General features: G+C 74.0%; 12 protein-coding genes and 1 pseudogene. 7 read left to right on the top strand and 6 right to left on the bottom strand.

The window, feature by feature from the left end; translation table 11 throughout:
- The first annotated feature begins 333 nt into the window (after positions 1–333).
- Positions 334–1,290 (top strand): methyltransferase domain-containing protein, encoded by a 957-nt coding sequence (locus tag ACFZBD_RS05020; protein WP_391135422.1) that lies wholly within the window; start codon positions 334–336, stop codon positions 1,288–1,290.
- Positions 1,291–1,324: 34 nt separating this feature from the next.
- Here ACFZBD_RS05020 and ACFZBD_RS05015 read toward each other — a convergent pair whose 3' ends face one another.
- Together ACFZBD_RS05015 and ACFZBD_RS05010 are read right to left on the bottom strand one after the other, a co-directional pair.
- Positions 1,325–1,789, bottom strand: a complete 465-nt coding sequence (locus tag ACFZBD_RS05015) for an RICIN domain-containing protein (RefSeq protein WP_391135419.1) — start codon at positions 1,787–1,789, stop codon at positions 1,325–1,327.
- Between the two features lie 3 nt (positions 1,790–1,792).
- Positions 1,793–2,821 carry a helix-turn-helix domain-containing protein gene (locus ACFZBD_RS05010; protein WP_391135416.1) on the bottom strand — a complete coding sequence of 343 codons (1,029 nt, stop codon included), beginning with the start codon at positions 2,819–2,821 and terminating at the stop codon, positions 1,793–1,795.
- A gap of 114 nt (positions 2,822–2,935) precedes the next feature.
- On the opposite strand from ACFZBD_RS05010, the gene ACFZBD_RS05005 reads away from it, so the two are divergent.
- The gene (locus ACFZBD_RS05005) at positions 2,936–3,892 is read left to right on the top strand and encodes a zinc-binding dehydrogenase (RefSeq protein ID WP_391135413.1); all 957 of its coding nucleotides are present in this window, start codon (positions 2,936–2,938) and stop codon (positions 3,890–3,892) included.
- 152 nt (positions 3,893–4,044) lie between these two features.
- On the opposite strand, the gene ACFZBD_RS05000 is transcribed toward ACFZBD_RS05005, so the two are convergent.
- The 3 genes from ACFZBD_RS05000 to ACFZBD_RS04990 form a co-directional block, all read right to left on the bottom strand.
- A complete protein-coding gene (locus tag ACFZBD_RS05000; RefSeq protein ID WP_391135969.1) occupies positions 4,045–4,839 on the bottom strand; it encodes an aldo/keto reductase in 795 nt (264 codons plus the stop codon).
- A gap of 236 nt (positions 4,840–5,075) precedes the next feature.
- Positions 5,076–6,905 carry an AMP-binding protein gene (locus ACFZBD_RS04995; RefSeq protein ID WP_391135410.1) on the bottom strand — a complete coding sequence of 610 codons (1,830 nt, stop codon included), beginning with the start codon at positions 6,903–6,905 and terminating at the stop codon, positions 5,076–5,078.
- Positions 6,906–7,242: 337 nt separating this feature from the next.
- Positions 7,243–8,109, bottom strand: coding sequence for a LysR substrate-binding domain-containing protein (locus tag ACFZBD_RS04990; protein ID WP_391135407.1), 867 nt, complete (start codon positions 8,107–8,109; stop codon positions 7,243–7,245).
- 134 nt (positions 8,110–8,243) lie between these two features.
- On the opposite strand from ACFZBD_RS04990, the gene ACFZBD_RS04985 reads away from it, so the two are divergent.
- From ACFZBD_RS04985 to ACFZBD_RS04975, 3 genes and pseudogenes are all read left to right on the top strand, one after another.
- Complete coding sequence (locus tag ACFZBD_RS04985; RefSeq protein WP_391135405.1) at positions 8,244–9,311, top strand: bile acid:sodium symporter; 1,068 nt, start codon at positions 8,244–8,246, stop codon at positions 9,309–9,311.
- A gap of 28 nt (positions 9,312–9,339) precedes the next feature.
- Complete coding sequence (locus tag ACFZBD_RS04980; RefSeq protein ID WP_391135402.1) at positions 9,340–9,861, top strand: isochorismatase family protein; 522 nt, start codon at positions 9,340–9,342, stop codon at positions 9,859–9,861.
- Positions 9,858–10,243 (top strand): annotated as a pseudogene (locus tag ACFZBD_RS04975) ((2Fe-2S) ferredoxin domain-containing protein). Before ACFZBD_RS04980 ends, ACFZBD_RS04975 begins: the two are co-directional and overlap by 4 nt.
- Before the next feature lie 239 nt (positions 10,244–10,482).
- On the opposite strand, the gene fdhD reads toward ACFZBD_RS04975, so the two are convergent.
- Positions 10,483–11,331, bottom strand: coding sequence for a formate dehydrogenase accessory sulfurtransferase FdhD (gene fdhD / locus ACFZBD_RS04970; protein ID WP_391135966.1), 849 nt, complete (start codon positions 11,329–11,331; stop codon positions 10,483–10,485).
- A gap of 358 nt (positions 11,332–11,689) precedes the next feature.
- Between fdhD and ACFZBD_RS04965 the strand changes: the two genes are divergently transcribed.
- A complete protein-coding gene (locus ACFZBD_RS04965) occupies positions 11,690–12,637 on the top strand; it encodes a beta-ketoacyl-ACP synthase 3 (protein WP_391135399.1) in 948 nt (315 codons plus the stop codon).
- Positions 12,638–12,802: 165 nt separating this feature from the next.
- Entirely contained in the window at positions 12,803–13,561 is a 759-nt protein-coding gene (locus ACFZBD_RS04960; protein WP_391135395.1) for a hypothetical protein, read from the top strand.
- Positions 13,562–13,592: the final 31 nt, after the last annotated feature.

Below are 13,592 nucleotides of genomic sequence, written 5' to 3'. Positions count from 1 at the left end.
CGGCCGAGCCGCGCGGGGCGTGCCCGCGCGCCCCGGTCCGCCCGCCCCGGTCCGCCCGCTCCGGGAAGGGGCGGGCCGGGCGACCCGGGGATCAGCGGGACGACGGGCCCCGGCCCCGAACGCCCCGGTCGCGAAGGCCCCAGCCCCGAACGCCCCGGTCGCGGAAGCCGTGACCTCGCGGGCCTCGCGGGCCTCGCGGCCCAGGACGCGCCTGACCCCGCCCGTCACGGACGCGTTGTGCCCATCGAGCGGAGCCCCCGACGGCCCGGCGCTGAGTTTGCCGGAACGGCAAGACATGTGGCGTTTCCGGCCCGCCCGCCGCAGCCTGGGCCCATGAGTCCTCACGAGCCCGAGCACGGGCACCGGCACCGGAGCCCGCACCAGAACCCGCACCCGCACGGCGGGCAGCCCCGCCAGGGCGCCGGCCACGGCCACCACGAGGTGGGCCACGCCGTCGACTGGGCCGAGATGGCCGTGCTCCTGGAGCGCCAGGCGGAGATCGAGAGCCCCCTCTACGCGGAGGCGGCCGCCTGGCTCGGAACCCTCCTCCCCGACGACGGCGTCCGCCGGATCCTGGACATCGGCAGCGGCCCCGGCGTCCTCACCGCGCTGCTCGCGGAGGCCTTTCCCGCCGCGGAGACCGTCGCCGTCGACGGCACCCCGGAGCTGCTGGAGCGGGCCCGGGACCGCGCCGAGGCCCGCGGTCTCGGCGGACGGCTCACCACCCTGCACGCCGAACTCCCCGCGGCCATCGGCGGACTGGGCGACGCCGACCTCCTCTGGGCCGCCAACACCCTCCACCACATGGGCGATCAGCGGGCCGCGCTGGCGGCCTTCGCCGAACGCCTGCGGCCCGGCGGCCTCCTGGTCCTCGTCGAGGGTGGCCTGCCCGCCCGCCACCTGCCGTGGAACCAGGGCATCGGCCGCCCCGGCCTGGAGGCCCGGCTCGACGCGCTGCACGCGGAGTGGTTCGGCGAGATGCGGTCGGCGCTGCCCGGCGCCAGGGACGAGGTCGACGACTGGCCCGCGCTGCTCTTTGCCGCCGGGCTCACTCCGGCCGGCACGCGCACCTTCCTGGCCGACAGCCCCGCTCCCGTCGCCCCGGTCGTACGGGAGCAGGCCGTCGCCCACTTCGAGCGCCTGCGCGTCACCTACGAGGGCTCGGCCGCGGAGGACGACCTCAAGGCCCTGGACCGGCTCCTCGACCCGTCCGAGCCGCTCTCGCTGCCCCGCCGGACGGACCTGTTCCGGCTCGCGGCCCGGACCGTCCACGCCGCCCGGAAGGGGTGACCGCCGCCGTCCGGGGCGGGCTCGGCGCGCGGGCTCAGGACACCGGCTCCAGCCGCCACCACTGGGAGGGGGAGTCCGTGTCCTCCCACTGCCGGACGTTCCCGCCGTCGTCCATCGAGCCGTCCTCGACCTCCAGGAGCAGCCCGCTGACGAAGCTCACCAGCGCGACCGTGCCCGGCGTCTGGAGGTCCTGCTCGATGATCCACTCCTGGGCGCCGAAGTTGTTCGCCTTCCACAGCTGGACGTTGGCGCCGTTCTCGGTCGAGGCGTTCGCCACGTCGAGCCGCTTGCCGCCGGCCGCGTTGACCAGGTGATGGAGGCCGCCGCCGTTCGGGACCGGCGTGATGTGCCAGTGCTGGCCGGGTGTGCCGCTCTCCTTGCCCTGCTGGACGTTGGCGCCGCTGCGGTTCGACCCTCCGTACACCTCCAGCAGCAGTCCGCTGGCCACGTTCCTCACCCGGTAGAGACCCTCCTCGACCGGTGCGGGCGATCCGCTCACTCTCTACCCCTTGTTCGACGTGGCCAGGTGGAAGGTGCGCCGGTAGGTCGCAGGGGAGACCCCGACGGCGCTGCGCATGTGCTGCCGAAGGGAGTTGCCGCTGCCGAACCCGGCCCGGTCCGCGATGTGGTCCACCGGCAGATCGCTGGTCTCCAGCAACTGCTTGGCCAGCTCGAGGCGTTGGGCGGTGAGCCACTGCCCGGGCGTGGTCCCCGCCTCGTCGCGGAAGCGGCGCGTGAAGGTCCGTACGCTCATCCGCGCGTGCCCCGCCAGCTCGTTCAGGGTCAGCGGCCGGTCGAGCCGCTCCAGGGCCCAGGCGCGGGTGGGCGCGGTGGTGGCGGCCGTCGGCTCGGGGACCGGACGCTCGATGTACTGCGCCTGGCCGCCGTCCCGCCACGGCGGGACGACGCAGCGGCGGGCGACGAGATTGGCCATCGCGCTGCCGTGGTCCTTGCGGACCAGGTGCAGACAGAGGTCGACCCCGGCCGCGACCCCCGCCGACGTCAGGATGTCCCCGTCGTCCACGAACAGCACGTCCTCGTCGAGCAGCACGTCCGGGAAGAGGGACCGGAAGTGCGCGGCCTCCCACCAGTGGGTGGTGGCACGGCGCCCGTCGAGCAGGCCGACCGACGCCAGGGCGTACGCACCCGTGCAGATGGAGACGATCCGGGTGCCGGGGCGCACCCGCCCCAGGGTCTCCGCCAGCCGGTCACGGAGCGAGCCGTCCTCGGCGAGCGCGCGCAGTTCGTAGGTGGGCGGCACGACGAGGGTGTCGGCCAGCGCCAGCTCCTCCGGCCCGTGCTCGGGGACGATCGAGAAGCCGTCCGAGGTGCGGACCGGCGCGCCGTCGAGGGAGCAGACGCGCACGTCGTAGAGGGACGAGCCGTCCACGGCGGCCGGGGCGCCGAGGATCCGGGCGGGAATGCCCAGCTCGAACGGGATCACACCGTCCAGGGCGAGCACCGCCACCCGGTGGGGCGGCGGCAGGGAGGGGTCGCGGTGCTCGGGTGGCGACGGCCGACAGGTGGTCATGGCCAGATTCTGTCACATCATGGCCTTCTGGCCAGTACTGGGCGGCGGGAATCTCGCCGACGCTGGAGGCTCACCACGCGACACCGCACCGGACACCGCACAGGAGAGCCCTTCATGAACGCCGCCCCCGCCGCCGCCCCCACCACGATGCGCGCCGTCACCGCCACCGAATGGGGCGGCCCCGAGGTCCTCACCGAGACCCGCGTCGCCCGCCCCGAGCCCGGCCCCACTGAGATCCTGGTCCGGGTCCACGCGGCCGGCCTCAACCCGATCGACTGGAAGTCCCGCGCCACCGGCGGCTTCGGCATGTGGGACGAGACCCCCGTCCTCGGCTACGACGTCTCCGGCGTCGTGGAGGCCGTCGGCCTCGGTGTCACGCTCTACGCCCCCGGCGACGAGGTCTTCGGCATGCCGGAGTTCCCGCGGCAGGCCGGCGGGTACGCCGAGTACGTCGCCGCCCCGGCCCGTCACTTCGCCCGCAAGCCCGCCTCCCTCTCGCACGTCGAGGCCGCGGCGCTCCCGCTCGCCGGCCTCACCGCCTGGCAGGCCCTCGTGGAGACGGCCGCGCTGCGGCCCGGCCAGCGGGTCCTCGTCCACGCGGCGGCGGGCGGCGTCGGCCACCTCGCCGTCCAGATCGCCAAGGCCCGCGGGGCGTACGTCCTCGGCACGGCGAGCGCGGCCAAGCACGACTTCCTGCGCTCGCTCGGCGTCGACGAGCCCGTCGACTACACGACGACCGACTTCGCCGAGACCGTACGGGACGTGGACGTCGTCCTCGACTGCTTCGGCGGCGACTACGGCACCCGTTCGCTTCCGGTGCTCCGCGACGGCGGCACGCTGGTGACCCTGCCGTCCCCGGACGCCGTCCCGGCGCCCGAGCGGGACATCCGCACCGGCTTCACCCTCGTCGAGCCGGACTACGCCGGGCTCCTCGGCCTGGCCGAACTGGTCGAGTCGGGACGGCTGCGGCCCGAGGTCGACACGGTCCTCCCCCTGGCGGAGGCGGCGAAGGCGCACGAGCTGGGCGAGTCGGGCCGCACCCGCGGCAAGATCGTCCTCACCGTCGCCTGACCACCGCGAACGACCGCCCTACCGCCGCACACGACCGCCCTCCGGCCGGGGATGCATCCTCCGGCCGGAGGGCGGTCGTGCGGCGCCGCGGACGCGGTGCCGAAGGGTCGTGCCGATCTCGCCGGGGTCTGATCGACAGGAACCCCTGGGGCTCAGGCGCCGGCGTTGAACTCCGCCGGGTCCGGGCCGAGGCGGCGGCTCTCGTCGAGGACGGCGATCGCGCCCATGTCCTCGTCGTCCAGCTCGAAGCCGAAGACGTCGATGTTCTCCCGGATGCGGTCCGGGGTCACCGACTTCGGGATGACCACGTTGCCGGTCTGGAGGTGCCAGCGCAGCACCACCTGGGCGGGGGTGCGGCCGTGCTTCTGGGCGATCGCGACGATCGCCGGAACCTCCAGGAGCCCCTTGCCCTGCCCCAGCGGCGACCACGCCTCGGTCGCGATGCCGTGGTCGGCGTGCGCCTTGCGGGACTCCTGCTGCTGCAGGTGGGGGTGGAGTTCGATCTGGTTGACGGCCGGGACGATCGACGTCTCGCCGATCAGCCGCTCCAGGTGCTCGGGGAGGAAGTTCGACACGCCGATGGCCTTGGCGCGGCCGTCGGCGTGGATCTTCTCGAACGCCCGGTACGTGTCGACGTACGCGTCCTTGGCCGGCACCGGCCAGTGGATCAGGTACAGGTCGACGTAGTCCAGGCCCAGCCGGTCGAGCGAGGCGTCGAAGGCGCGCAGGGTCGAGTCGTACCCCTGCTCGGTGTTCCACAGCTTCGTCGTGACGAAGAGCTCGTCGCGCGGGATCCCCGAGCCGGTGACGGCCCGGCCCGTGCCCGTCTCGTTCTCGTAGATCGCGGCCGTGTCGATGGAGCGGTAGCCGGCCTCCAGGGCCGTGGTCACCGCCTGCGCCGCCTCGTCGTCCGGCACCTGCCAGACGCCGAAGCCGAGCTGCGGCATCCGCACGCCGTTGTTCAGGGTGAGGGAAAGGACCTTGTTGTCCGTGCTCACGAGGGGTCGATCCTAACGTCGTCGGGTGGTACTCCCAGGGTCAACGATCGGGCGGCGGATCGCATTCCGCCGTGCCGCTCGCCCCGCCCTTCCGGATACCACCGGTCGCGCCGAGATACGCCTCCCGGACGACGGGATCGGCTACGCCCGGCGGATCCCCCGGGCCCGGGGCGGCCCGGTGCCGGTCAGCCGTACAGCGCCTCGACCTCCGTCGCGTACACCTTCTCGATCGCCTTCCGCTTGAGCTTCAGCGACGGGGTGAGCAGGCCGTGCTCCTCGCTGAAGGGGTGGGCCAGGATCCGGAACGTCCGTACCGACTCCGGCTGCGAGACGAGGGTGTTGGCCGAGACCACCGCCCGCCGGATCTCCGCCTCCAGGCTCGGGTCCCGCACCAGATCGGCCGCGGGCAGTGGCATCCGCCCCTGCATCGCCAGCCAGTGCTCCACCGCCTCCTGGTCGAGGGTCACCAGCGCGGCGATGTAGGGGCGGTCGTTGCCCACGACGATGCACTGGGCGATCAGCGGATGCGACCGGATCCGCTCCTCCAGACCGGCCGGCGACACGCTCTTGCCGTTGGAGGTCACCAGGATCTCCTTCTTCCGTCCGGTGATCGTCAGATAGCCCTCCTCGTCGAGCATGCCCAGGTCCCCGGTGGCCAGCCAGCCGTTGTCGAGCACGGCGGCGGTGGCGCGCGGGTCGTTGAGGTACCCCGAGAAGACCTGCCCCCCGTGCAGCCAGACCTCACCGTCCTCGGCGATGTGCACGGTCGTCCCGGGGACCGGCTGCCCGACCGTCCCGTACTTCACGCGCTCGGGCGGGTTCGCCGTGGCCGCCGCCGAGGACTCCGTCAGGCCGTACCCCTCGAAGACCGTCACTCCCGCGCCCTCGAAGAACAGCCCGAGCCGCCGGTCCATCCCCGACCCGCCCGACATCGCGTGCCGGACCCGCCCGCCCATGGCCTCGCGGACCTTCCCGTACACGACCTTCTCGAAGAACTGGTGCTGCACCCGCAGCGCCGCCGAGGGCCCGGGCCCGAGCCCGAACGCCCGGTGCTCCATCGCCTCGGCGTACTTGACCGCCACCTCCACGGCCTTGTCGAAGGGGCCCGCCTTCCCGTCGGCCTCCGCCTTGCGGCGGGCCGCGTGGAAGACCTTCTCGAAGACGTACGGCACGGCCAGGATGAACGTCGGCCGGAACGCGGCCAGATCGGGCAGGAGCTCCGAGGCCGTGAGGGCCGGCTGGTGGCCCAGCTTCACTCCGCTGCGGACCGCCGCCACCTCCACCATCCGACCGAAGACGTGGGCGAGCGGCAGGAAGAGCAGCGTCGAGGCCTCGTCGCCCGGCTTCGAGTGGAACACCGGCTCCCAGCGGCCCACCAGCATGTCCGTCTCGAACATGAAGTTGGAGTGCGTGATCACGCACCCCTTGGGGCGGCCCGTCGTGCCGGAGGTGTAGATGATCGTGGCGACCGAGTCGGGGGTCACCGCCCGCCGGTGCCGGTGGACGACGTCCTCGTCGATCCCGGCGCCCGCCTCCATCAGTTCGGCGACCGCGCCACGGCCCGCGTCCAGCTGCCACAGCCGCTGCATCCGGGGGAGCCGGTCGATGACCGAGCCGATGGTCATCGCGTGGTCCTCGTGCTCCACCACGCACGCCGTCACCTCGGCGTCGTGCAGCATCCAGTAGACCTGCTCCGCCGAGGAGGTGGGGTAGATCGGCACCGACTGCACGCCGAGCGTCCAGAGCGCGAAGTCGAAGAGCGTCCATTCGTAACGGGTCCTGGCCATGATCGCGACCCGGTCACCGAACCGCACGCCGTGCGCGATCAGCCCCTTGGCGAGGGCCAGCACCTCGTCGCGGAACTGCGCGGAGGACACCTCCCGCCACACGCCCCCGGCGTCCTTGCGGCCGAGCACGACCCGGTCCGGCGCCTCCAGGGCGTGGTCGAACACGGCGTCCGCCAGACCGCCGACCTGAGGCGCCGCCTCGACGGGCGGCACGGTGAACTCGCGCAAAGACCTGCTCCTCGACCGCTCGTTGTCGCGCTCCGTACGGCGCGGGTGACGGTACCCCACGGGCCTGCCCGGCGGGAGGGCCTTCACGAAGTCGGGACATTGTGCATACGCACAGGTCAGCGCGGGGAGGAAGGACAAGTGGCGGAGCGGCGCCGGTCGTTACTGACTCGCCGGTAAGCAGCTGGGGAGCGAATCTCCACGGAATCTGTACCGGCCGATCACCGCCCCGCTCCCGACGCGGGCGCGCGGCCTCACCGCCCCGCTCCGGACGCGGGCGCCGCCCGCCGCCGCCCCCGGCCTCCGGCGCGGGCTCGCGGCCGATCGCCCGCCCCGGCCCTCAGTGCGGGCGGTGCAGCCGGTCGCCGCCCGCGAGGATCGCCGCGGCCAGGGCGTCCGCCGCCCGCTGGGTCGCCCCGCCCCGCCGCCCCTTGCGCAGGACGAAGTCGACCTCGCCCAGCTCCGGCAGCCCGGCCCGCGCGGGCACCCGGCTCAGCCCCGGCGGCACCAGGCCCCGCGTGTGCGCCATCACCCCGAGCCCGGCCCGCGCCGCCGCGATGTTGCCGCTCAGGCTCGAACTCGTACACGCGATCCGCCACGCCCTCCCCTGCGCCTCCAGGGCCTCCAGCGCCCGCGCCCGGGTGATGCCCGGCGGCGGGAAGACGATCAACGGAACCGGCCGGTCCGGGTCCAGGCGCAGCTGGGGCGAGCCGATCCAGATCAGCGCGTCCTGCCACACCAGCTCGCCGCCGGTCTCGTCCGCGCGCCGCTTGGCGAGGATCAGATCGAGCCGTCCTGCCTCCAGCCGGGCGTTCAGGGTTCCCGACAGCTCGACCGTCAGCTCCAGGTCCACCTCGGGGTGCTCGCTCCGGAACGACTGGAGGATCTCCGGCAGCCGGGTCACCACGAAGTCCTCAGAGGCCCCGAAGCGCAACCGCCCGCGCAGCCGCGTCCCGGTGAAGAACGCCGACGCCCGCTCGTGCGCCTGCAGGATCGTCCGCGCGAAGCCGAGCATCGCCTCGCCGTCCTCCGTCAGCTCCACGCTGTGCGTGTCCCGGGTGAAGAGCGGACGCCCGGTCGCCTCCTCGAGGCGTCGCACGTGCTGGCTGACGGTCGACTGCCGCAGCCCGAGCCGCCGCGCGGCCTGCGTGAAGCTCAGCGTCTGGGCGACCGCGAGGAAGGTGCGCAGCTGCGAGGGGTCGTACACGCGACGAGGCTAGCGCGCGGCGGCGCGGCTATCGCGGAACGTGATGACAGTCAGAGCGCTGTACGGGATTCCCGATCAAAGGGGGAGGGGTCAGGATGGCAGGGCACGCACCGTGTCCGAGAGCAGTGGAGCCCATGAGCCGTCGTACGACCCTTCTGCCGTCCCGGCCGCCGATCGACCCGTACGTCCTGGCGCTGCTCGGTACGGTCGGTCTCGCGGTTCTGCTCCCGGCCTCCGGCACGGCGGCCGTCCTCGCGAACGGCGCGTCCACGGCGGCGATCGCCCTCCTCTTCTTCCTCTACGGCGCCCGGCTCTCCACCGGCGAGGCCCTCGAAGGACTCCGGCACTGGCGGCTCCACGTCACCGTCCTGGCCTGCACCTTCGTCGCCTTCCCGCTCCTCGGCCTGGCCGCCCGTGGCCTGGTGCCGACGGTGCTCCCGCCCGAGCTGTACAGCGGGTTCCTCTTCCTCTGCCTGGTCCCCTCCACCATCCAGTCCTCGATCGCCTTCACCTCGATCGCGCGCGGGAACGTGCCGGCCGCGATCTGCGCGGGCTCCTTCTCCTCGCTGGCCGGCATCGTGCTGACCCCGCTGCTCGCCGCCGCGCTGCTGGGCGGCACCACGGGCGGTCTCTCGGCCGACTCGCTCCTGAAGATCGTCTTCCAGCTGCTCGTCCCGTTCCTGGCCGGGCGGCTGCTGCGCCCCTGGGTCGGCGGCTTCCTGGTCCGGCACAAGAAGGGCCTCGGCCACGTCGACCGGGGCTCGATCCTCCTCGTCGTCTACACCGCCTTCAGCCTGGGCATGGTCGCCGGGATCTGGCACCAGGTCACCCCGGCGCGGCTCGGGCTGCTGCTCGCCGTGGAGGCCGTGCTGCTCGCGGTGATGCTCGCGGTCAGTTGGTACGGCGCGAAGCGGCTCGGTTTCGGGCGCGAGGACCGGATCGCGATCCAGTTCGCCGGCTCGAAGAAGAGCCTGGCGGCCGGACTGCCGATGGCGGGCGTGCTGTTCGGCGCCCACGCCTCGCTCGCGGTGCTGCCGCTGATGCTCTTCCACCAGATGCAGCTGATGGTCTGTGCCGTGATCGCCAAGCGCCGCTCCCGCGACCCCGAGCCGGAGCCCGCCGACGGCCCGGACCCTCGCACGGTCGCACCGTCCCGGGATGTTCCCCGGCGTGGCGAGATCACATCCACACCCCGCCCGTGAAGATCAACGGGACGGTTACGGTGCTCCCATGCCCGCACTCGATCCCGGCCGCACCGCACTCGTTCTCGTCGACCTGATGGAACGCATCGTCGCGCTGCCCCTCGCCCCCCGTCCCGGAACGGACGTCGTCGCCGCCGCGACCCGGCTCGCCACGACCTTCCGCGCCGCCGGCGCCCCCGTCGTCCACATCCGGGTGGAACGGCCGAACATCGACACCCAGCCGCCCGGCAGCGACCTCGTCCCCGCGCCCGTCCACGACGCCGACGCCGTGGTCGTGAAGCGCACGATCGGCGGCTTCCACGGGACCGGGCTCCACGAGCTCCTGGCCGCGCGTTCCGTCACCACGCTGGTCTTCGGCGGCATCGCCACCAACCTCGGCGTCGAGTCGACCGCCCGCGCCGCCTGCGACCTCGGCTACGACGTCGTCTTCGCCGAGGACGTCATGACCGCCTTCACGGCGGAGGAGCACCGCGCCTCCGTCACCCTCGACTTCCCCCGCCTCGGCACGGTCGCCCCGGCCGCGGACATCACCCTGGACGGACCCGCGTGAACCGGGTCCCGATACGTTACGGCGCCCGCCCCTGCTCCCTGGTCGTCTGCCGGGGCTGCTGCTGCGGCGACGCCCGCAAGCACCCCGGCACCGACCACGCCGGCCAGCTCGCCCGGCTGCGCGAGGCCGCCGCGGCCTCCGGCGGCCGGCTGATCGTCCGTACCAGCGACTGTCTGGGCCCGTGCGCACAGGCCAACGTGGTCGTGGTCCAGCCCTCCACCGAGGGCCGCCGCCGGGGCGGCCGGGGGCCGCCTGGATCGGCTGGACCGCCGACGACGACTGCCTCGACGACATCCTCGCCTGGACGGCGGCGGGCGGCCCCGGAGTCGCCGACCCTCCGGCCACCCTCACCCTCCAGATGATCGAGCCCCCGAAGAACTGACGCCCGGAGGGGACGGGTCCGGGGGCGGGGGCGGCACGAGGGGGGTGCGCCCACCGCCGGGCCGCCGCTCCCTCGGTCGCCGGGTCTTTGCGCTCGGGGGCCGGATGTCCGTTCCGCCGTTCCGCCGTTCCGCCGGGTCTCCGTGCCGGGGGGCCGCCGGGTCTTTGCGCTCGGGGCCGCCGGGTCGCCGTTCCGCCGGTGCGGCCACGGGACCCCCGCGGCGGGCCCCGCTCTGCCGGTCAGCCCCGGGGAGCCTCGGCCCCGAGGGCTATCCGGTGCTCACCCGCGTACACGTTCATGTCCGGGCCGCGCAGGAAGCCGACCAGCGTCAGCCCCGTCTCGGCCGCCAGGTCCACGGCCAGCGAGGACGGTGCCGATACCGCCGCGAGGACCGGGATCCCCGCCATCACCGCCTTCTGCGCCAGCTCGAACGAGGCCCGGCCCGACACCAGCAGCACGGCCCGGTCCAGCGGCAGCCTGTCCTCCCGCAGCGCGCGGCCGATCAGCTTGTCGACCGCGTTGTGGCGCCCCACGTCCTCCCGTACGTCCAGCAGCTCCCCGTCCTCGGTGAAGAGCGCCGCCGCATGCAGACCGCCGGTCCGGTCGAAGACCCGCTGCGCGGCCCGCAGCCGGTCGGGGAGGCCGGCGAGCAGCTCGGGCGTGACCCGGACCGGGGGAGAGTCGGCGATCGGGTAGCGGGTGGTGGTCCGCACGGCGTCCAGGCTGGCCTTGCCGCACAGCCCGCACGACGACGTGGTGTACACGTTCCGCTCCAGGGTGATGTCCGGGAGGGTGACACCGGGAGCCAGCCGCACGTCCACCACGTTGTACGTGTTGCCGCCGTCCTCCGTGGCTCCCGCGCAGTACACGATGTTCCGTACGTCCGAGGCGGCGCCGAGCACCCCCTCGCTCACGAGGAACCCGGCCGCCAGGGCGAAGTCGTCTCCCGGGGTGCGCATGGTGATGGCGAGCGGCCTGCCGTCGAGACGGATCTCCAGCGGCTCCTCGGCCACCAGCGTGTCGGGGCGCGTGGTCACGGCCCCCGCGCGGATCCGGATGACGCGCCGTCGCTCGGTGACCCGTCCCATGATGGCCCCACCCATTCTGTGCGTGATCGGAGAACCGCACCGGCCCTCGCCGCGGAGGTAGCCGCCGGCCGCCGGGTCGTCGCGCGACGAGGTGGTGACCTCGACGGTCTCATTGTCCTGCACGCCGCACGGTGAGGTCGCGGCCCGCCCGGACGGCGGTCACACGGGGCAGAAGCCGCCCCTTCCGTCCCTCCTCGCCCCACCGGCCCCGACCGGCCCCGTTGTCACGGTCTCCCAACAGGTACGGGCGATTATTGGTGGTTTACGTGTCCTGTTACCCATCAGTCGCTGGCAAGACTGGGTGGTTCCTGCTCGCACCACGCACCACGCACCACTCGAACCCAAGGGGGTCCCGGGCATGACGGGCACTCGAATCGCCGCGCTCGGGCACTACCAGCCCGCCAAGGTACTGACCAACGACGACCTGGCCGCGCTGGTCGACACCAGCGACGCCTGGATCAGCAGCCGGGTCGGCATCAGGACCCGCCACATCGCCGGCCCCGAGGAACCGGTGGACGAGCTGGCCGCCCACGCCGCCGGCAAGGCCCTGGCCGCCGCCGGGCTGGGCCCCGCCGACATCGACCTGGTCCTCGTCGCCACCTCCACGGCGATCGACCGGTCGCCCAACACCGCCGCCCGGGTGGCCGCCCGGCTCGGCATGGGGTCGCCCGCCACCATGGACCTCAACGTCGTGTGCGCCGGCTTCACCCACGCGCTCGCCACCGCCGACCACGCCCTGCGGGCGGGGGCGGCCCGCCGGGCGCTGGTCATCGGCGCCGACAAGATGACCGAGGTCGCGGACTGGACCGACCGCACCACCTGCGTCCTCGTCGGCGACGGCGCCGGGGCGGCCGTGGTCGAGGCCACGGACGACGACCAGGAGCCGGGCATCGGACCGGTGCTCTGGGGCTCGGTCCCCGAGATGGGGAACGCCGTCCGGATCGAGGGCACCCCGCCCCGCTTCGCCCAGGAGGGCCAGTCCGTCTACCGCTGGGCGACCCAGCGGCTGCCCGCGCTCGCCCGCGAGGTCTGCGAGCGGTCGGGCATCACGCCCGAGGACCTCGCCGGGGTGGTCCTCCACCAGGCCAACCTGCGGATCATCGAGCCGCTCGCCGCCAAGATCGGCGCCGTCAACGCGGTCGTCGCCCGCGATGTCGTCGACTCCGGCAACACCTCGGCCGCCTCCATCCCGCTCGCCCTCGCCAAGCTGGTCGAGCGCGGTGAGCTGCCCTCCGGCTCGCGCGCCCTGCTCTTCGGCTTCGGCGGGAACCTCTCGTACGCCGGGCAGATCGTCCGCGTCCCGTAGGGGGTGTGGCCGGCCGGTGTGGCAACCGGCGGAGTCCCGCTCCCGTTCGGCGGAGCCCGGTGGCGGGGTGCCGGGGGCGCATCTAGCTTCGATCGGGGTGAGGGTCGTCCCGCGCCGCACACGGAATCCGTCCGTAGGCGCCCCTCGCGTGACCGGGAGGCCGCCGTGCGCGCCGTACATGTCGCTTCCGCCGCCCTGCTCGTGACGCTGGCCGTCCCGCTCGGCGCGGTCGCGGCCCTCGCCGACGAGGGCACCGGGAACGACATCACGTCCTTCGCCTTCGCCGTCACGCCCTCGACCGTGGCGCCGGGCGGCACCGTCACCCTCACCTCCGAGGGGTGCGAGGTCCCGTTCGTGACCGCCGAGTCCGGCGTCTTCGACACCGTCACGCTGGACGAGGGCCGCACCGGCACCGCCACGGTCGACGCGGAGGCCAAGGTCGGTGCGGCGTACGACGTCACCTTCGACTGCGAGGGCGAACGGGGGACGACCTCCCTGACCATCGCAGCTCCGGCCGGCGGCCCCACGACCGGCGGGCACACGGCCGGCGGGCCGACGCCGGACACCTCGGCCCCGGACGCCCCGACGCCTGACGCCCCGGCCCCGGACGATCCGGCCCTCGACGTTCCGGCCCCCGAGGCGCCGACGGCCGGAGGGCACGTCCCCGCCGGTCAGGCGACCGGCGGTCACCCCACGCAGGGCGGATCCACCGGCGGCCAGGTCGCCGGAGCCCATCCCTCCGGCTCCACCGGATCCCATCCCGCCGGCGCCGCCGCGGACCACGGTGTCCGGGCCGGTTTCGGCGGCGCCGACGGCCGGCTCGACACCGCCGAGGTGGTCGCCGGCGGCGTGCTGATCGCGGGCGCCCTCGGCGGAGCCGCCTGGCTGACGCTCCGCCGCCGCCGCGCCGACGGACCCGCCTGAGCGGGGACGTCGGGACCCCGAAACGGCCCCT

Origin of the sequence: Streptomyces sp. NPDC008121, assembly GCF_042957155.1 — a bacterium.
In the GTDB taxonomy this organism is placed as follows: Bacteria; Actinomycetota; Actinomycetes; order Streptomycetales; family Streptomycetaceae; genus Streptomyces.
The sequence above is the reverse complement of the archived record's forward strand: the minus strand, read 5'-3'. Positions and strand labels throughout refer to the sequence as shown.